This is a genomic window from Acidovorax sp. GW821-FHT10A04 (assembly GCF_059415825.1).
Genome location: NZ_JBWKNZ010000011.1, coordinates 171819 through 190923, shown reverse-complemented (window position 1 = coordinate 190923; position 19105 = coordinate 171819). Strand labels below are relative to the sequence as shown.

At 68.4% G+C, this 19105-nt stretch carries 16 protein-coding genes and 1 pseudogene; 13 read left to right on the top strand and 4 right to left on the bottom strand.

The genetic code is table 11. From position 1 onward, the window contains the following. Nucleotides 1-45 precede the first annotated feature (45 nt). Nucleotides 46-1710, top strand: a complete 1665-nt coding sequence (locus AC07PF_RS22555) for a methyl-accepting chemotaxis protein (RefSeq protein WP_494613341.1) — start codon at nucleotides 46-48, stop codon at nucleotides 1708-1710. A 34-nt stretch (nucleotides 1711-1744) separates the two neighbouring features. Further along, nucleotides 1745-2863: an AIR synthase-related protein gene (locus AC07PF_RS22550; protein WP_494609925.1), complete on the top strand. Its 1119-nt coding sequence runs from the start codon at nucleotides 1745-1747 to the stop codon at nucleotides 2861-2863. 58 nt (nucleotides 2864-2921) lie between these two features. Here the strand turns inward: AC07PF_RS22550 and AC07PF_RS22545 are convergent, their stop codons facing one another. Further along, a complete protein-coding gene (locus AC07PF_RS22545; protein WP_494613340.1) occupies nucleotides 2922-4628 on the bottom strand; it encodes an electron transfer flavoprotein-ubiquinone oxidoreductase in 1707 nt (568 codons plus the stop codon). 140 nt (nucleotides 4629-4768) lie between these two features. Between AC07PF_RS22545 and AC07PF_RS22540 the strand changes: the two genes are divergently transcribed. The 4 genes from AC07PF_RS22540 to AC07PF_RS22525 all read left to right on the top strand — a co-directional run bounded on the left by AC07PF_RS22540 (nucleotide 4769) and on the right by AC07PF_RS22525 (nucleotide 10119). After that, complete coding sequence (locus tag AC07PF_RS22540) at nucleotides 4769-5551, top strand: SDR family oxidoreductase (protein ID WP_494613339.1); 783 nt, start codon at nucleotides 4769-4771, stop codon at nucleotides 5549-5551. 18 nt (nucleotides 5552-5569) lie between these two features. Continuing rightward, entirely contained in the window at nucleotides 5570-6466 is an 897-nt protein-coding gene (locus tag AC07PF_RS22535) for a DMT family transporter (RefSeq protein WP_007854455.1), read from the top strand. Then, entirely contained in the window at nucleotides 6463-6885 is a 423-nt protein-coding gene (locus AC07PF_RS22530; RefSeq protein ID WP_007854452.1) for an acyl-CoA thioesterase, read from the top strand. The genes AC07PF_RS22535 and AC07PF_RS22530 overlap by 4 nt, the downstream gene beginning before the upstream one ends. 171 nt (nucleotides 6886-7056) lie before the next feature. Further along, complete coding sequence (locus AC07PF_RS22525; RefSeq protein ID WP_494613338.1) at nucleotides 7057-10119, top strand: bifunctional diguanylate cyclase/phosphodiesterase; 3063 nt, start codon at nucleotides 7057-7059, stop codon at nucleotides 10117-10119. A 1-nt stretch (nucleotide 10120) separates the two neighbouring features. On the opposite strand, the gene AC07PF_RS22520 is transcribed toward AC07PF_RS22525, so the two are convergent. From AC07PF_RS22520 to AC07PF_RS22510, 3 genes are read right to left on the bottom strand one after another with little or no spacing between them, the layout of a single operon-like run. After that, the gene (locus AC07PF_RS22520; RefSeq protein WP_494613337.1) at nucleotides 10121-10855 is read right to left on the bottom strand and encodes a hypothetical protein; all 735 of its coding nucleotides are present in this window, start codon (nucleotides 10853-10855) and stop codon (nucleotides 10121-10123) included. A 7-nt stretch (nucleotides 10856-10862) separates the two neighbouring features. Next, nucleotides 10863-11444 carry a peroxidase-related enzyme gene (locus AC07PF_RS22515; protein WP_494613336.1) on the bottom strand — a complete coding sequence of 194 codons (582 nt, stop codon included), beginning with the start codon at nucleotides 11442-11444 and terminating at the stop codon, nucleotides 10863-10865. Nucleotides 11445-11480: 36 nt separating this feature from the next. Continuing rightward, the gene (locus AC07PF_RS22510) at nucleotides 11481-12275 is read right to left on the bottom strand and encodes an IclR family transcriptional regulator (protein WP_494613335.1); all 795 of its coding nucleotides are present in this window, start codon (nucleotides 12273-12275) and stop codon (nucleotides 11481-11483) included. Between the two features lie 122 nt (nucleotides 12276-12397). On the opposite strand from AC07PF_RS22510, the gene AC07PF_RS22505 reads away from it, so the two are divergent. The 7 genes and pseudogenes from AC07PF_RS22505 to AC07PF_RS22475 all read left to right on the top strand — a co-directional run bounded on the left by AC07PF_RS22505 (nucleotide 12398) and on the right by AC07PF_RS22475 (nucleotide 19102). After that, nucleotides 12398-13393 carry a Bug family tripartite tricarboxylate transporter substrate binding protein gene (locus AC07PF_RS22505; RefSeq protein ID WP_494613334.1) on the top strand — a complete coding sequence of 332 codons (996 nt, stop codon included), beginning with the start codon at nucleotides 12398-12400 and terminating at the stop codon, nucleotides 13391-13393. A 55-nt stretch (nucleotides 13394-13448) separates the two neighbouring features. Then, nucleotides 13449-14369, top strand: a complete 921-nt coding sequence (locus AC07PF_RS22500; protein WP_494609931.1) for an amidohydrolase family protein — start codon at nucleotides 13449-13451, stop codon at nucleotides 14367-14369. Between the two features lie 17 nt (nucleotides 14370-14386). After that, a complete protein-coding gene (locus AC07PF_RS22495; protein WP_494613333.1) occupies nucleotides 14387-15382 on the top strand; it encodes a Bug family tripartite tricarboxylate transporter substrate binding protein in 996 nt (331 codons plus the stop codon). 51 nt (nucleotides 15383-15433) lie between these two features. Continuing rightward, the gene (locus tag AC07PF_RS22490; protein WP_494613332.1) at nucleotides 15434-16120 is read left to right on the top strand and encodes an RraA family protein; all 687 of its coding nucleotides are present in this window, start codon (nucleotides 15434-15436) and stop codon (nucleotides 16118-16120) included. Continuing rightward, the gene (locus AC07PF_RS22485) at nucleotides 16117-17052 is read left to right on the top strand and encodes an NAD(P)-dependent oxidoreductase (RefSeq protein WP_494613331.1); all 936 of its coding nucleotides are present in this window, start codon (nucleotides 16117-16119) and stop codon (nucleotides 17050-17052) included. The genes AC07PF_RS22490 and AC07PF_RS22485 overlap by 4 nt, the downstream gene beginning before the upstream one ends. A 76-nt stretch (nucleotides 17053-17128) precedes the next feature. Beyond that, nucleotides 17129-18121 carry a Bug family tripartite tricarboxylate transporter substrate binding protein gene (locus AC07PF_RS22480; protein WP_494613330.1) on the top strand — a complete coding sequence of 331 codons (993 nt, stop codon included), beginning with the start codon at nucleotides 17129-17131 and terminating at the stop codon, nucleotides 18119-18121. A 25-nt stretch (nucleotides 18122-18146) separates the two neighbouring features. Next, nucleotides 18147-19102: pseudogene (locus AC07PF_RS22475) on the top strand (tripartite tricarboxylate transporter substrate binding protein). The last annotated feature ends 3 nt before the right edge of the window (nucleotides 19103-19105 follow it).

The window sequence follows — 19105 nt, the reverse complement described above, 5'->3', positions numbered from 1 at the left end:
CCGATGGGGTGGACGAGAGCGACACGCAACACCACGGAGAGAGCCATGAACTACCTTCCCGCCACGGCCGGTGCCACAAGCACCCACGCCGTCACGGCATCCCCGGCGGCTGCGCCCCTGGCGGAACCCCGGTCATCTGCCGCGCAGGCCCCGCGTGCCAGGCGCACCCTGACCGTGGGCCAGAAGCTGGCCGCGGCCTTCGGCCTGCTGGGCGTGGCGGTGGCGCTGCTCGGTTCCACCACCTGGCTCACGGGCCAGGGCACGACGCGCCAGGCCAGGCTGCTCACGGCGAAGCAGTTGCCCATCGAGCGCTCGGTGCGCGAGTGGAAGACCCAGTCCGTGCACATCGGCCAGATCGCCCTGCGCGCCACCAGCTCGACCGACGTGTTTCCCCTGGTGGCCGAGATGCGCACGCAGCTGGCCGCCGAGGACGGCATGCGCAAGCGCATCGACGAGGCGCTGGCCGCCTCGGCCGCGGCCGCGAGCACGGTGCCTGCGTGGAAGCAGACCCAGGCGCAGCGCCAGCAGTACGCGGCCCTGCGCGACACCCTGGTGCAGAACGCGCTCGAATCCAAGGTCATCAGCCAGAAGGAACTGCAGGAGCACGCCGCAGCGCTGGCCCAGTACCTGAAAACCATCGACCAGCTGCTGGCCGAATCCGAGAAGTCCTCGGTGGCGGCGGCCGACGCGATGATTGCCGATGCTTCGCGCGCCCAGTGGGTCAGTGCGCTGGCGGTGGCCTTCGTGGTGGCGCTGTCGGCCTTGTTCGGCTGGCTGCTGCGCCGCTCCATCGTGCTGCCGCTGCGCCAGGCGTCGGACGCGGCGGCCCTGGTGGCGCAAGGCGACCTCACGGTGCGCATGGCCACCGACCGCACCGACGAGATCGGCGAGCTGCTCACCGCGCTCAACCGCATGGTCGAATCCCTGCACTACGTGGTGACCGAGGTGCGCGACTCGGGCGAGTCCATCCACGTCGCCAGCTCCGAGGTGGCGGCCGGCAACACCGACCTGAGCGCGCGCACCGAGCACGCCGCCAGCAGCCTGCAGCAGACGGCGGCCAGCATCGCGCAGCTGGCGCAGACCGTGGCCGCCAATGCCGACAGCACGCGCCAGGCCAACACCCTGGCCCACAGTGCCGCCCAGGTGGCGAAGAAGGGCGGCGACGTGGTCGGCGAGGTGGTCAAGACCATGGACGAGATCAACGCCAGCAGCAAGAAGATCGCCGACATCGTGGGCATCATCGACTCCATCGCCTTCCAGACCAACATCCTGGCGCTCAATGCGGCGGTGGAAGCGGCTCGGGCCGGCGAGCAGGGCCGGGGCTTTGCCGTGGTGGCCAGCGAGGTGCGCAACCTCGCGGGCCGCAGCGCCAACGCCGCCAAGGAGATCAAGGCCCTGATCGCCACCAGCGTGGACAGGGTGGGCGATGGTGCGCGCCTGGTGGTCACCGCCGGATCCACCATGCAGGACATCGTCACCAGCGTGCAGCAGGTGACCACGCTGATGTCCGAGATCAATGCCGCCAGCAGCGAGCAAAGCAGCCAGATCGGCCAGGTCAGCCAGGCCGTGGACCAGCTCGACCACATGACGCAGCAGAACGCCGCGCTGGTGGAAGAGGGCGCCGCGGCGGCCCAGAGCCTCAAGGACCAGGCCAACCGGCTGGCGGGGGCGATGGGGCAGTTCCAGCTGGCTGGGGGCGCGGCGGCTTAGCGATAATGGCGGCCCTGACTCCGCCGAGAACGCCATGACCGCTGCACCTGCTCCCGCCCCCTTGACCTATGACCAGACGGGCGTCAACTACGAACAGATCGACCCCTTGAAGGTTGCGGCACAGCGCGCAGCGGCCCAGACCGGGGCGCACATGGCCAGCCACGGCTTCAGCGAAGTGGCTGCTTCGCGCGGGGAGTCGGCTTATGTGGTCGATGTCGGCCCCATGTACCTGGCCAGCATCGTCGAATGCCTGGGCACCAAGGCCCTGCTGGCCGATGACATGGCCAAGCTCCTGGGCAGGAGCTTCTACGACGGCATTGCCCAGGACACGATTGCCATGGCGGTCAACGACCTGATCACCGTGGGCGCGACCCCGCTGGTCGTGCAGGCCTACTGGGCCGCGGGGGGCTCCGACTGGTTTGGCGATGCGCAGCGCTCGGAGGCCCTCGTCGCGGGCTGGAAGCGCGCCTGCGACACCTGCAAGGTGGCCTGGGGGGGCGGCGAAACACCGGCCCTTGCCGGGGTGGTGGCCGACGGCCGGGTGGACCTGGCAGCCTCGTGCACCGGCATCATCAGCCCCAAGGCACGGCTGTCGGTCGGTGACCAGCTCGGCGCGGGCGATGCCATCGTGCTGCTCGCCTCCAGCGGCATCCATGCCAACGGCGTGTCGTTGGCCCGCAAGCTGGCCGAGCGGCTGCCGCAGGGCTATCTCACGGACATCGGCAACGGGCAGACCTTTGGCGAGGCGCTGCTGGCGCCCACTGTGCTGTATTCGCCGGTGACGGAAGCCCTGGCGGCCGACGGCATCTACCCCCATTACTGCGCCAACATCACCGGCCACGGCTGGCGCAAGCTGCTGCGCCACCCCAAGCCGCTGACCTACCGCATCCAGCAGGTGCCGCCGGTGAGCCCGGTGCTGGCGTTCATGCAGAAGGAGTGCCAGCTCGACGACCACGAGGCCTATGGCACGCTCAACATGGGGGCGGGTTTCGCCCTGTTCGTGGCGGCCAAGGACGCGCCTCGCGTGGTCGAGGTGGCGCAAGGCCTCGGCGTCCCGGCGCTGGTCGCGGGTTATGTGGAAGAGGGGCCCAAGCAGGTTGTGATCGAGCCGATCAAGGTCGTCTACGGCGCGGACGAACTGCAGCTGCGCTGACCCCCGCATCCTGGGACACCAATGAAAAGGGCCTGCATCGCAGGCCCTTTGTCTTGGCTTACATGCCCGAGTAGTTCGGGCCGCCGCCGCCTTCGGGTGTCACCCAGACGATGTTCTGCGTCGGGTCCTTGATGTCGCAGGTCTTGCAGTGCACGCAGTTCTGCGCGTTGATCTGCAGGCGCTGGGCGTCGCCGCCCTTGGCCACGTCGGGCACGAACTCGTAGACACCGGCCGGGCAGTAGCGGGCCTCGGGGCCGGCGTACTTGGACAGGTTGATGTTCACCGGCACGCTCGCATCCTTGAGCGTCAGGTGGGCCGGCTGGTTCTCGGCGTGGTTGGTGTTGCTGATGAACACGCTGGAGAGCCGGTCGAAGGTCAGCTTGCCATCGGGCTTGGGGTAGATGATGGGCTTGCACTCGGACGCGGGCTTGAGGTGCACGTGGTCGGGCTTGTCACGGTGCAGTGTCCAGGGGATGTTGCCCTTGAGCACGAACTGCTCCAGGCCGTTCATGATCGTCGCGGTGACCAGGCCCTTCTTGAACCAGTTCTTGAAGTTGCGGTCCTTGTTGAGTTCGGTGTGCAGCCAGCTCTTCGCGAAAGCCTCGGGGTAGGCGCTGAGCTCATCGTGCTGGCGCCCGGCCACCACGGCGTCGTAGGCGGCCTCGGCGGCCAGCATGCCGGACTTGATGGCGGCATGGCTGCCCTTGATGCGGCCCACGTTCAGGTAGCCCGCGTCGCAGCCGATCAGCGCGCCGCCCGGGAAGATGGTCTTGGGCAGGCTCAGCAGGCCGCCGGCCGTGATGGCGCGCGCGCCGTAGCTGATGCGCTTGGCCGGCTTGATGCCCTTGGATTCGTCGCCTTCCAGGTACCAGCGGATGTTGGCGTGCGTCTTCCAGCGCTGGAATTCCTCGAACGGGCTCAGGTAGGGGTTGGAGTAGCCCAGGCCGGTGATGAAGCCCAGGGTCACCTTGTTGTCGTCCAGGTGGTACAGGAAGGCGCCACCGTAGGTGTCGTTCTCCATGGGCCAGCCGGCGGTGTGCATCACGAAGCCGGGCTGGTGGCGCTGCGGGTCGATCTCCCACAGCTCCTTGATGCCGATGGCGTAGCTTTGCGGGTCGGAATGCGCGTCGAGCTTGAAGCGCGAGATCAGCTGCTTGCCCAGGTGGCCGCGCGAACCTTCGGCGAAGATCGTGTACTTGGCATGCAGTTCCATGCCCAGCTGGAAGTCGCCCGTGGGCTCGCCTTCCTTGCCGATGCCCATGTTGCCGGTGGCCACGCCCTTGACGGAGCCGTTCTCGTTGTAGAGCACCTCGGCGGCCGGAAAGCCGGGGAAGATCTCCACGCCCAGGGCTTCGGCCTGCTCGCCCAGCCACTTGACCACGTTGCCCAGGCGCACCACGTAGTTGCCGTGGTTCTGGAAGTTGTGCGGCAGGAACACATTGGGTACGCGAAAGGACGACTTCTCGCCCAGGAAGATCATCGCGTCGTCGGTCACGGGCTGGTTCAGCGGGGCGCCCTTGGCCTTCCAGTCGGGGATCAGCTCGGTCAGGGCCTTGGGGTCCATGATGGCGCCCGACAGGATGTGTGCGCCGGGCTCGGAGCCTTTTTCGAGCACCACGACCGAGATGTCCTGGCCTTTTTCTGCCGCGAGCTGCTTGAGCCGGATCGCGGTGGCCAGGCCGCCGGGGCCGCCGCCCACGACGACCACGTCGTATTCCATTGCTTCACGGGGACCATACTGGGCGAGGATTTCTTCGTTCGTCATGGGTTTTTCGTCGTGCGTTTGATAATCGAGTGATTGTCTTCGGACAGAGGCCAGGATTCTGTCTGTCTGGAGACTGATTGTATTCACCAAATTTGAATAATCGAACGATCGTTCTTTTTTCTGCAGTGGAGGCTCTCTAAATGGCATACAGCATCGATCTTTCCGGCCGGGTGGCCTTCATCACCGGTGCCTCCAGCGGCCTGGGGGCCCAGTTCGCGCGCACGCTGGCGCGCGCCGGGGCCGGGGTGGTGCTGGCCAGCCGCCGCATCGAAAAGCTCAAGGAGCTGCGCGCCCGCATCGAGGGCGAGGGCGGCGACGCCCACGTGATCGAGCTCGACGTGACCGACCACGCCTCCATCAAGTCCGCCGTGGCCCATGCCGAGACCGAGATGGGCTCCATCGACATCCTGGTCAACAACTCGGGCGTGAGCACCACCCAGCGCCTGCAGGACGTGACGCCCGAGGACTACGACTTCATCTTCGACACCAACGTCAAGGGCGCCTTCTTCGTCGCGCAGGAGGTGGGCAAGCGCATGCTGGCGCGCTCGCGCGGGGCGGCTCCCGGCAGCTTCACGGGCGGGCGCATCATCAACATCGCTTCGATGGCCGGGCTCAAGGTGCTGCCGCAGATCGGCGCCTACTGCATGAGCAAGGCCGCCGTGGTGCAGATGACCCGTGCCATGGCCATGGAATGGGGCCGTTTCGGCATCAACACGAATGCCATCTGCCCGGGCTACATCGACACCGAGATCAACCACCGCCACTGGCAGACCGAGCAGGGCAAGAAGCTCATCGAGATGCTGCCGCGCAAGCGCGTGGGCAGCCCCGAGGACCTCGATGCGCTGATCATCATGCTGGCCAGCGACCAGAGCCATTTCATCAACGGTGCCGTGATCGCGGCGGACGACGGCTTTGCCGTCTGAGCGCCGTTTGACGCCCCGATGCTGACCGGCATCCTTGCCGGGCTCGCCGCAGGCGCGCTCTGGGGCCTGGTATTCGTCGCGCCGCGCATGGCCGGTTCGTTCGCTTCGGTGGACCTGACCTCGGGCCGCTTTGTGGCCTATGGCGCTGTGGCCCTCTCCATGCTGCTGTGGGGTCTGCGCGGCAGTTCGCGCCGACCCACCCTGGCACAGGCCTGGGCTGCGCTGTGGCTGTCGGTGCTGGGCTTCACGGGCTACTACCTGCTGCTGGTCTGGGCCATCCGCGATGCGGGTGCCGAGATGCCGGCACTGATCATCGGTACCATCCCGGTCTGGGTCATGCTGCTGGGCAAGCCGCAGGGCCTGCGCTGGGCGGCCCTGGCGCCCGGGCTGGTGCTCACCGTGGCCGGCCTGGCGCTGATGGCCGGCGTTCCGCATGGCGATCCTGCAACCCCCGGCGCCGGCAGCTACTGGCGCGGCATCGGCATCGCCCTGGTGGCCCTGGTGTTCTGGACCGCCTTCGCCATCTTCAACTCCGCCTGGCTCAAGCGCCACCCCGAGGTGCGCGCCACCGACTGGGCCAACTGGCTGGGCGTGGCCACCGGATTGGGCGGCCTGCTGCTGTGGCTGGCGGGCGGCTCCAGCCTGCCCGCGCTGGCCGCGCAGCCGGGCTTCGGCACCTTCGTGGCCGTGTGCCTGGCGCTCGGCTTTGGTTCGAGCTGGCTGGCGACCATCCTGTGGAATATCGCCAGCCAGCGCCTGTCCGCCAGCCTGTGCGGGCAGTTGATCGTGAGCGAGACGCTGTTCGCGCTCGTCTATTCCTTTGCGTGGGATGGCCGCTGGCCGACGCTGGCGCAGTGGGCCGCCGCCGTGTTGTTTACATTGGGCATCCTCGCTTCCATCAAGGCACACCGATGAAGATTGAAATCCCCGAGAAAAAGAAACTGGTGCACGAGATGCGCTTTCCCGTGCGCTGGGGCGACATGGATGCCATGGGGCACGTGAACAACACGGTGTATTTTCGCTACCTGGAGACGGCGCGCATCGACTGGATGGTATCGGTGGGCTGCAACCCCGACCCCACGGGCCAGGGGCCGGTCATCGTCAATGCCTTCTGCAATTTCTACCAACAGCTCGAATACCCGGCCGACGTGCTGCTCAAGTTCTACGTGAGCGACCCGGGCCGCACCACCTTCGAGACCTGGGGCACCCTGGAGCGGGTGGACCGGCCGGGTGTGGTCTACGCAGCGGGCGGTGCCACGACGATCTGGGTGGACTTCCCCCAGAAGAAGGCGGTCGCGCTGCCGGAGTGGATGCTGGCCATCGTCAACGGATGACGGCGGGGGCGCCTTGACACCCCCGCCCGAATCGGACTAAATCCAAACCATCGGCACGGTCTGCCATGGCGTGCAGCGCACAGCTGATGGGGGTTGTGCAGGTTCATTGTTGCAATGGGCGAGCGTGCGAACTCCTGGCCACGCCGCTTGCCTGTCACGGGGGTTTCGGCCATGGCCACAGACAGCAGCCCTGGGCGCAGCGATGCGCAATCCGACGCCCGCCTGCCCGGCTGGGCAAATCCATTGGCCTTTGCCGTCTTTGTCGCGGGCGTGATCGCGCTCGGGATCGCCTTGCACTTCCAGGGCAAGCGGGCTGCCGAACAGACGGCGTCCGAGACTCTGCGGGTCACTTCCGAACTGTCGGCCCATTCCCTGGACACCTGGCTCACGGAGCGCTCTGGCGACGCCGAGGCCATCGGCTCCAACCCCCTGCTGGTCAAGGCACTCGGGCAGTGGGGGCAGGGCGATGCGCAACGCGCCGAATACGCTCCTGTCATCCATCGGCATCTCGAAGGCATACGCCGCGTCTACGGCTACCGGAGCATCGAGGTCATCGATGCCGACACGGCCAAGGCGGTGTTCAGCAGTGGCGCCGCACTGGACGCGCAGCAGCTCGGCCGCGTGGTGCAGGCGGGAACAGGTGCCTACCCGCGGTGGATCGAACTGCCTGCCGAGAACGGAGCCGGGCTGCGTCTGGCCCTGGTGCGCAGCATTGCCGGGCTCGCCCCGGGGACGGGCCATGTGCTGTACATGGAGATGGACCTGCAGTGGCTGGTGGACACCCTGGCCAAGGCCAGGCTGCCCAACTGGGGTGGAGAGACCATTCTGGTGCACCGCGATGCACGTGGCCTGCAGGTCCTGGCCCCGGCCAGCGGGCCCGGGCTGCAGCCGCTCCAAGGGGCTGGGCCCGCGGTGGAGTCCTTGCTGACCGAGCCCGGTGTTTCCGCGGCGCAGGGGCGCAACCGCCATGGCGTGGCGGTGATGGCCCGGCGCGAGAACACCCTGCTGCCATCATGGATGGTGCTGAGCCTGATGCCGGAGAAGGCGGTGTATGCGGCGGTGCAGGACCGCAGCAGCTTCCTGGTCCTCGGGGTCGCGGTGCTCATCCTCTTCGGCTCGCTGCTCTACGCCGCCTGGCGCCGCGGCGACCACCACCGCCACGCCGCGCGCGAGGCTGGGCTGCGCCGGCACTACGAGCACGTGATGCGTGGCTCGACCGACATCTTCTTCCTCACCGACAACGACGGCACCATCCTCGACGTGAGCCAGGCGACGGTCGATGTGTACGGTTACCCGCGCGAGCAACTCATCGGCATGAACGCGCAGCGCCTGCGGCCGCCGGACCACGCCGCGCAGCAGGCCGCCATCCTGGAAGCCATGCAGCCCGGCGAGTCGCGCCAGGTTCGCATTCCCCGGTTGCGCGCCGATGGCAGCACCTTCCTGCTGGAAGGCACCGTCGGCTGCTTCGAGTCGGAGGGCCAGCGCTATTTCGTGGGCATAGGCCGCGACATCACGCGCCAGGCCGAGGTGGAGACGCAGTTGCGCGTGGCCGCGAGCTTCTTCGACCGCTCCGCCGCCGCCATCGTGGTCGGCGACCGTGACAAGCGCATCGTCTCGATCAATGCCCACCTCACCAAGATCACCGGCTACACGCTCGAGGACCTGCAGGGGCAGCCCACGGTGATCCTCAATGCGGGGCTCGACCCCGCAGGGGTCGAGCGTGCGCGCGCCATCCTCCAGACCGAAGACTTCTGGGAGGGCGAGGTGCACATCCGCCGCAAGGACGGCACGGTCTTCCCGGCGCGTCTGCTGGTCTGCGCGCACCGTGGCGCCGACGGCCAGGTGGAGCAGCATGTGGACCTGTTCACGGACCTGACGCGCCTCAAGCAGGCCGAGAGCCAGGCGCAGTACCTGGCCATCCATGACCCGGTCACGGGGCTGCCCAACCGCGCCCGGCTGGAGCAGGAGCTGTCGCAGTACATTGCCAGCGTCGATGCCCAGGCCGTATCCCCGCACAACAGCCTGTCGCTGGCGCTGGTCAACCTGGACCGCTTCAAGGGCGTCAACGAGTCGTTCGGCTATGCCCAGGGCGATGTGCTGCTGGTCGAGACCGCCAGGCGCCTGCAGGGGCTGAGTGCCGACCTCAAGGGCCTGTACCGCTATGGCGGCGACGAATTCATGCTCGTTCTCGCGGGCAACCCCGTCACCCATGCCCTGCTGATCAGCCAGGTGCGCGCGCTGCTGGCCCCGCCCATCCGCCTGGGGCCGCAGGAGCACCCGGTCTCTCCCACCGCCAGCATCGGCATCGCCAGCTATCCCGAGCATGCGCACACGGCGGAGGACCTGTTGCACAACGTCGAAGCCGCGATGCGCATCGCCAAGGCCCACGGGCGCAACACCTGGCGCCTGTATGCGCCCGAGATGAATGCCTCGGCCTACGACGACATGCTGCTGGCGGTGGACCTGCGCCAGGCCATCGACGTCGGCGAACTCGAGTTGCACCTGCAGCCCCAGTTCACCCTGGCGCATGGCCAGCCCGTGGGCATGGAGGCCCTGCTGCGCTGGACGCACAAGACGCGGGGCCCGGTGTCCCCGGCGCGGTTCATTCCCATTGCCGAGTCTTCGGGGATGATCGCGGAAATCGGCAACTGGGTGCTGCGCGAGGCGGCGCGCATCTGGTCGGGCTGGCGCAGCGAGGGGCTGGTGCCGCTGCCCATTGCCGTGAACCTCTCGGCAGTGCAGTTCCAGGCACCCGATTTCCTGCACGAGGTGGGCCGTGTCCTCTCGGAGTTCGACCTGCCCGCGGGCGCGCTCGAGATGGAGCTCACCGAGGGCACGTTGATGGCCAATACGGATGCCGCCGTGGAGACCCTGCACCAGCTGGTGGGCAAGGGCATCCAGATCGCCATCGACGACTTCGGCACGGGTTACTCCAGCCTGAGCTATCTGCGCCGTTTCCCGGTGAGCAAGCTCAAGATTGACCGCTCCTTCATCCTCGACCTGGGCAAGCACGGCAACGAGGAGGCCGAGGCCATCGCCTCGGCCGTCATCGCCATGGCCAAGAGCCTGAAGCTGCGCGTGATCGCCGAAGGCGTGGAAACCGCCGAGCAGCGCGATTTCCTCAAGGACCATGGCTGCGACGAGGTGCAAGGCTACCTGTATGCCCGCCCGATGTCCGTGGAGGCCGCGACGGCGCTGCTCGCCGCCACCCAGCCGCAAGGCGACATGGCCTGAATCAGCTTGGCGACAGCGCGATGCAGCGGCCCTGCGCGCCCTCGGTTCCAGTGCTGACACCGAGCAGCAGCACCCGCTGCCACTCCGGCAGGTAGCGGATGGCCGTCTGCGGTGCGCTGTAGGCGGCGGAGTCCTGCAGCGCCTCGTCCATGCGCCACTGGCGGCCCGAGGGCAGGTGCTCGATGGTCAGCGTGCGCACACCGGTGTGGAAGGTGGTGGTGATCTTTCCTTCGGTGCCGAAGAAGCCGCCACCGGTGCGTGCCGTGCGCCGCGTGCCCTGGAAGGCGGTGCCGATGCGCAGGCGCTGGTCACGGCTGGTGCAACTGCCTTCGAAGGCGGCGGCACAGGCCATGGGCAGGGGGTTCTGCTGCACCGTGACGACCTGCACGGAAGGCTGCTTGACTTCGTCGAGCGCCACCGGCACCAGGCTGGCGCAGTTGGCATCGGGCACCACGCGCCAGGCACCGGCACCGGGCAGGTCGGCAATGCCGTAGCGCGGCACGCCCAGGCCTGCCGCCAGGTAGTACACCGGCTCGGCCGTGCCCTTGCGCAGCAGCAGGGGCGGCAGGGTGCTCGACAGGGGCGAGAGTGCGCCGGCCGGCACCTGCACCGGCAGGGGATATACGTCCAGCGTGCCGCTGCCCGGTGCAAAGCCGCTGGCGGCGGCGTGGGCGCCGCAGGCCGCGAAGGCGCTGGCTGCGTACAGCCCGGCAGCCAGGAGGCAGGACGGCTGCATGGGTGCCTCAGGCGGCCGGTTTGGCCTTCGGGACACGGCCCATCAGGTAGAACTCGGGGTTGGGCTGCATGCCGGCAAAGCTGGCCATGCGGTTGCTCAGCCCGAAGAAGGCGGTGATGGCTGCGATGTCCCAGATGTCTTCGTCGTCGAAGCCATGCGCGTGCAGGGCGGTGAAGTCGGCATCCTCGATCTCGTGCGAGCGCTCGCAGACCTTCATGGCGAAGTCGAGCATGGCGCGCTGGCGTGGGCTGATCTCGGCCTTGCGGTAGTTCACCGCCACCTGGTCGGCCACCAGCGGCTTCTTCTCGTAGATGCGCAGGATCGCGCCATGCGCCACCACGCAGTACAGGCACTGGTTGGCCGCGCTGGTGGTGGTGACGATCATCTCGCGCTCGCCCTTGGTCAGGCTGCCTTCCTCCTTGAGCATCAGCGCATCGTGGTAGGCAAAGAAGGCGCGCCACTCGGCCGGGCGCCGCGCGAAGGCCAGGAACACATTGGGCACGAAGCCGGCCTTCTCCTGCACTTCGAGGATGCGAGCGCGGATGTCCTCGGGCAGGCTGTCGAGTGAGGGGAACGGGTAGCGGTTCAAAGTCGGTCTCCTGGTGTTGTTATGGATGCGCCAGTATCAGGGATGCCAGTGCGTGGCGCGTACCGGGCTGTGCGAGGGCGCCGCCGTGTTGCCCGCCAGCGCATACGACAGCTGCGTGGCGGCGGCCATCACGGTCTGCGCGAGTGCTTCGAGCTTTTCGGCGGGCAGGCGCGAGGCGGGGCCCGAGATGCACACCGAGCCCATGAGCCGCCAGTGCATGCCGAACACCGGCGCCGACACCGTGGCCACGCCCTGTTCGCGCTCGCCGATGGACCAGTGGTAGCCCTTCTGGCGGATCTCCTCGTAGGCCTTGCCCGGCTCGCCCGAGAAGGCCAGGATCACGCGGCCCGGCGAGCCCTTGTCCAGCGGCAGGCCCTCGCCCATGCGCGCATGGTGGCGCAGCGCCTGGGGTCCTTCCACGCGCACGAGGCAGGTGCGCACCTGGCCTTCGCGCACGTAGAAGGCGGCGCTCTCGCCCGTGGCATGGGTCAGCTCGCGCAGCGCAGGTTCCAGCACGTTCTGCACGTCGAAGCCCGCCTGGTAACGCGCGCCCAGCCAGCCTGCAGCCGGGCCCAGGCGCCAGTCGCCATCCTCGCGCTGGACCATGAAGCCGGACTGCGCCAGCGTGCGCGCCAGGCGCAGCACCGTGGTCTTGTGCAGGCCGCAGCGCCGGCTTAGTTCGGCCAGCGACAGGCTCGACTCGCCCAGCGCAAACGCCTCCAGCACCTGCAGCGCGCGCGTGACGGCAATGACGCCACTGCTGGCATCGCCAGCTGTGCCGGGTACCGGTGGCGCGGCCGGAAGAGGGGGCTTGGGAGGAAGGTTGCTCATGGTGCAATTCGTTTCATGGTGTGCAACTGCATTGTATGGGTTGAAACGTCTGCGTAAAGTCGCACCCACGGCGCCGGGCCCTGCAGGCCGGCGTGACGAACCACCACAACGGAGACAAAACCATGCCAGCCTTTCCTTCGCTTTCGCGTTCCCTGTGCGCCGCCTTCCTGGGCCTCGCCGCCGCAGCCGTGCCCGCCGGCGCGGCATGGGCGCAAGACGCCTACCCCAGCAAGCCGATCCGCCTCGTCGTGCCGTTCCCGCCCGGCGGCGGCACGGACATGATCGCGCGCACCGTGGCGCAAAAGCTCACGGACCAGAACAAGTGGAACGTGATCGTCGACAACCGCCCCGGCGCCGGTGGCAACCTGGGCGTGGATGCCACGGCCAAGTCCGCACCCGACGGCTACACCCTGGTCATGGGCCAGACCAGCAATCTGGCCATCAACCCCACGCTCTACCCCAAGTTGCCCTACGACCCGCTCAAGGACCTGGTGCCCGTGGCGCTGGTGTCGTCCTCGCCCATCGTGATGGCCGCGCCCGTCAACTCGCCCTACAAGACCTTTGCCGATGTGGTGGCTGCCGCCAAGGGCAAGCCCGACGCGCTCACCCTGGGCTACTCGGGCAACGGCACGGTGGCCCACCTGGCCGGCGAGCTGGCCGAGAACGCTGCCGGCATCCAGCTGCGCCACATTCCCTACAAGGGCGCGGCCCAGGCCATGACCGACCTGGTGGGCGGGCAGATCGATCTGTACATGTCCTCCGTGCCCACGCTGCTGGGCCAGGTGCGCAATGGCAAGCTCAAGGTGCTGGCCATCACCTCGGCAAAACGCTCGTCCCAGTTGCCCGACGTGCCCACGCTGGCGGAATCGGGCTACAAGGGCTTCGAGGCCGTGACCTGGTTTGGCATCCTCGCGCCCGCCGGCACGCCAGCGCCCATCGTGGCCCAGCTCAACAAGGCCATCAACCAGGCGCTGCAACACGCCGAAGTGGCCGAGAAGCTGCGCAGCGAAGGCGGCGACGTGATGGGCGGCACGCCCGAGCAGTTCACCCAGCTGCTGCGCACCGAAGTGCCGCGCTGGGGAAAGATCGTCAAGGACTCGGGCGCAAGCCTCGACTGACGCTGCCAGCTGTCTGCTGACGACCCCCTGAATCCCCGCCCACCGGACCATCGCCATGACCCGCGATTGCCTTGCCACGCCCGTAGCTTTCTCGGTGGGCACCGAAAGGCCTGCGGTGGCCGTGCCCGCCGGTGCCTGCGACTGCCATGTGCATGTGTACGACAGCCGCTTTGCCCCGGCCCCCGGTGCCCGCCTGCTGCCGCCCGATGCCTCGGCCGGCGACTATGGGCAACTGCAGCGGCGCATCGGCACCACGCGCACCGTGCTGGTCACGCCGTCGACCTATGGCAGCGACAACCGCTGCATGCTCGAAGGGCTGGCCGCGCTGGGTGAACAGGCACGGGGTGTCGCGGTGATCGACGGCAGCGAAAGCGATGGCGAACTGCAGCGCCTGCATGCCCTGGGCGTGCGCGGCGTGCGGTTGAACCTCTCGCTCGGCGTGTCGGGCACGGCCGAGCTGCTGGAGCCGCTGGCCGCGCGCATCGCGCCCCTGGGCTGGCACCTGCAGCTGCTGATGGCACCCGACCTGCTGGCATCGCTGGCGCCCGTGCTGCGCCGCCTGCCGGTGGACCTGGTGTTCGACCACTTCGGGCGCATCGCACCCGCACAGGCCGGCACGCATGCCGCCCATGCGCTGCTGCTGGAACTGCTGGCGGCGGGCAAGGCCTGGATCAAGCTGTCCGGCGGCTACATCGTGAGCCCGCTGCACACGGTGGAAGACCCGGCCCTCGATGCGCTGGCCCACGGCTACCTGCGCTGTGCACCCGACCGCGTGCTCTGGGGCAGCGACTGGCCCCATGCCACCGCCACGGCCGGCGTGCAGCCGCTGCCCGACGACGCGCGCCAGCTCGACCGCCTGGCGCAGTGGATCGATGGTGCAGGGCAGGGCGCAGCCACCCTGCACGGCGTGCTGGTGGACAACCCGCGTGCCCTCTACGGCTTCGCGCAGACCGAATTTCCCGATTCCTTCCATTGATACCAGGAGCCCATGCCATGACCCTGTCGCCCCCTCTTTCCTTGACGCGCCGCAGCGTGCTCGGCTCCCTGGCTGCGTCGCTGGCCAGCGGCCCGGCCTTTGCGCAGGGCGACTGGCCCGCCGGCAAGCTCATCACCTGGGTCGTGCCCTACCCACCGGGCGGCAGCACCGACGTGCTGGGCCGCAACCTGGCGTTGCGCGTGGCGTCCTCCCTGGGCACCAACGTCATCGTCGACAACAAGGCCGGCGCCACCGGCACCATCGGCGCCGCCTTTGTGGCCAAGGCCGCACCCGATGGCTACACCCTGCTGGGCACCTCCATCGGCCCGCAGGCGATCGCACCGCACCTCATGGGCAAGCTGCCCTACGACCCCATCGCGGGCTTCGAGCCGGTGATCACCATCGGCACCATTCCGCACATCCTGGTGGTGGGTGCCAAGCAACCCTTCCAGTCGGTGGCCGACTTGCTGGCCGCGGCCCGCGCCCAGCCGGGCAAGCTGGCCTTCGCCTCGGGCGGCAACGGCACCATTTTGCAGATGCAGGGCGAGCTGCTGCAGCAGCAAAGCGGCGTGCGCTTCATCCACGTGCCCTACAAGGGCGACACCCCGGCGCTGCAGGACACGCTGGCCGAGCAGGTGCAGTTCATGTTCGCGCCGGCCGCCGCCGCGCTGCCCCACGTGCAGTCCGGCAAGCTGCGCGCACTGGCGGTCACTTCGGCCCAGCGCCTGAAGGCGCTGCCCGCCGTGCCCACCATGGGCGAGGCCGGGCTCAGGGACTTCGTGGTCGAGCAGTGGCAGGCCGTGTTCGCGCCCGCCAAGACACCTGCACCTGTCGTGCAGCGTCTGAACGACGAGATCGGCAAGGCCTTGAAGGACCCCGCCGTCCTTGCCCTGGCCGACAAGCTCGGCGTGACCCTGGTGGGCGGCACGCCGCGCCAGCTCGGCGATTTGCAGAAGGCCGACTCCGCCAAGTGGGCCAAGGTCATCAAGGACGGAAACATCACCGCCGAGTAAGCCGCCGCGCTTCTCTTTCTCCACATACCAAAACCCAACAAGGACCGCACCATGAGCCAGCTTCCCGAAATCATCCGTGACATCGAACGCGTCAGCGCCGAGGTCGTCCAGAAAGCCGCCACCTTCCAGGCCGCCATCCTCGCCGACGTGGCGGGCCGCCGCGGCACCATGCACGCCCGCGTGGCCCCGGTGCACCAGGGCATGCAGGTCGCAGGCCCGGCCTTCACCGTCGAAGTGCGCCCTGGCGACAACCTCATGATCCACGCCGCCATCGCGCTGGCCAAGCCGGGCGACGTGCTGGTGATCGATGGCAAGGGCGACCAGACTGCCGCCCTGATGGGCACGCTGATGCTCAGCGCCTGCAAGAAGCTGGGCCTGGCGGGCGTGATCGTCGACGGTGCGATCCGCGACAAGCTCGAACTGCTGGAACTGGGCTTCCCGGTCTTCAGCGCGGGTTTCAACCCCGCCGGGCCAACGAAGTACGTGCCCGGCCGCATCAACCACCCCATCTCGGCCGGCGGCACCATGGTGAACCCCGGTGACCTGGTCGTCGGCGATGCCGATGGCGTGGTGGTGATCGAGCGCGCCAAGGCCCCGGCGATGATGGCCCTGGCCGACAAGAAGGTGGCCGACGAGGCCGCCCGCATCGAGGCCATCGCCCGCGGCGACACGGCATCCAAGTGGCTGCCCGCGGCCCTGCGCGCCGCTGGCGTGCTCAAGGAAGGGGAATCGCTGTGAGCCGCCCGGCCCTCATCGTGACGGGCGCCGACCTGGCGGCCCAGGCCCTGGCCTTGCTTCAGGATTTCGAGATCGTCTACGCCGGCAAGACCCCCACCGAGGACGACCTGGTGGCCCTGTGCCGCACCCATGACCCCGTGGCCATCATCGTGCGCTACGGCAAGGTCGGCGCGGCCGTGATGGACGCGGCGCCCTCGCTCAAAGTCATCTCCAAGCATGGCAGCGGCACCGACACCATCGACAAGGTGGCTGCCAAGGCGCGCGGCATCGAGGTGGTGGCCGCCGTGGGCGCCAATGCCGCGGCCGTGGCCGAGCAGGCCCTGGCCCTGCTGCTGGCCTGCGCCAAGTCGGTCGTGGCACTCGACGCGCGCATGCACGCCGGCCACTGGGACAAGGCCACGCACAAGAGCCTGGAACTCTACGGCCGCACCGTGGGCGTGGTCGGCCTGGGCGCCATCGGCCTGCGCTTTGCGAAGATGGCCGACGCGCTGGGCATGCGCGTGCTCGGCTTCGACCCCTTCGCGAAGAGCCTGCCGGCGTACATCGAGAGCGTGGACCTGGCGACCATCTGGCGCGAGTCCGACGCGATCTCGCTGCACTGCCCACTGACCGAGGAGACCCGCGGCATGCTCAATGCCGCCACCCTGGCGCAGTGCAGGCGCGGCGTGGTGGTCGTGAACACCGCGCGCGGCGGCCTGATCGACGAGCCGGCCTTGCTCGCTGCCGTGCGCAACGGCCAGGTAATGGCGGCGGGGCTGGACAGCTTCGCCGTGGAGCCCATGGTGGCCGGCCACCCCTTCCAGGGCGAGGCGAATGTCATCCTCTCCCCGCACATCGGCGGCGTGACCAGCGATGCCTACGTGAACATGGGCGTCGGTGCGGCCAAAAACCTGCTCGCAGTGCTGGCGCGCAGCACGGCCGCGGCAGCGTAAGGGAACGGGTGCAGGGCGCGCGCCTTGCCCCACGCGTGGGGGCCTTCCAGAGAATCGAACAAAGGAGACACCAACAATGAACAGGCAAGAACAATTTCCAGCGCTCGCAAGAACGGCGTTGCTGGCTGCCTTGACCCTGGCATCCGCCACCTGCTTTGCCCAGGCCGCCGGCTATCCGAACAAGCCCGTGAAGCTGGTGGTGGGTTTTGCCGCCGGCGGCCCCACCGACGTGGTGGCGCGCGCCTTTGCCGACCACGCCAGCCAGGCGCTGGGCCAGCCCTTCGTGATCGACAACAAGCCCGGCGCCAACACCATCCTGGCCGCACAGGCCGTGGCCAGCGCACCGGCCGACGGCTACACACTGCTGTTCGGTGCCACCAACCACACGATGATCCCGGGGCTGTACAGCAACCGGGTGAAGTTCGACGCGGTGAAGTCGTTCAAGCCGCTGTGCACGGTGGCCACCAGCCCCACGGTGCTGGTGGTGGGGCCGGGCCTGCCCGTGAAGTCGCTGGCCGACTACCTGGCCCGTGCACGCAAGGAGCCGGGCCGCACCACGGCCGGTACCGCGGGCGTGGGCAGCTCGGGCCATTTCGCCACCGAGGTGTTCGCCCGAGCCAACGGCCTGCAGCTCAACCATGTGCCCTACAAGGGGGCCGCGCCGGTGGTGACGGACCTGATGGGTGGCCAGCTCGACAGCTCGTTTGCCACGCTGGGCTCGGTGCTGTCGCAGGTCCGCAGCGGCAAGCTCACGGCCCTGGCTGTGGCATCGTCCAGGCGCTCGCCACTGCTGCCCGATGTGGCCACCTTTGCCGAAGCCGGTGGCGGCAACTACTCGGCCGATGCCTGGTATGGCGTGCTGGCGCCGGCCGGCGTACCCGACGCCGTGGCCCGGACGCTGGAGCGCGTGGCGACGGAGTTTGCGAAAAGCGCCGCAGCGGCCGAGAAGCTGCGCGGCCTGGGGCTGGATGCGGATTCCACCTGCGGCAAGGCCTTTGCCACGCAGGTCGAGCGAGAAGTCGCCACCTACACCCAGATCGCCAAGGATCTGGACCTGAAGGCTGAATGAATTGATGATGGATTGGAGACATGACATGTTGCGTTTTTTCAAACCCCTGATCGCCGCCTGCGCCCTGGCCGCCGGCCTGGCCCACGCCGCCTACCCCGACCGCCCGATCACCATCGTCGTGCCCTATGCGCCAGGCGGCGCAGCCGACGCCGTGGCGCGCGTGCTGGCCACGCGCCTGGGCGCCAGGCTGGGCGCCAGCGTGATCGTGGACAACAAGGCCGGTGCCAGCGGCACCATCGGCGCGAGCTACGTGGCCAAGGCCAATGCGGATGGCTACACCCTGCTGTACGACGCCACGCCGTACTCCATCAACCCGCACCTGTTCCCGAAGATGCCGTATGCGGCCAATGCGCTGCAGCCGCTGTCGCTGGTGCTGCTGGCACCCAACGTGCTCATCGTGAAGGCGGATTCGCCGATCAAGAACATCAACGACCTGGTCGCCCGCGCCAAGGCCACGCCGGGCAAGCTCAATTTCGCCTCGGGCGGCAGCGGCACGGTGCAGCGCCTGGTGCGGAGCTGATGCGCCAGCAGCTCGGCCTGGACATGGTGCACGTGCCCTACAAGAGCGGCGGCCCGGCCATCACCGATGTGATGGCGGGCCAGGTGGACTTCATGTTCGGCACCGTGGCCGCCACCTATCCCCATGTGTCGGGCGGCAAGCTGCGTGCCCTGGCCGTGTCGGCGCCCGAGCGCTCCAAGCGCATGCCCGATGTGCCCACGGTGGCCGAGACGGTGGTCCCCGGCTACGAGGCTTACGAGTGGAACGGCATGTTCCTGCCCGCGGGAACGCCCGAGCCCATTGCCGTCAGGCTGCGCCAGGCCGTGCAGGACGTGATGCAGGAAGACGAGGTCAAGCAGCGCCTGGCCGACATCGGCGCCCAGCCCGTGGGCTCCACGCCCGCCGAGTTTGCCGCCTTCCTGAAGAAGGAAGACGCCAAGTGGGGCGAGGTGGTGCGCAAGGGCCATATCAAGCTCGATTGACCG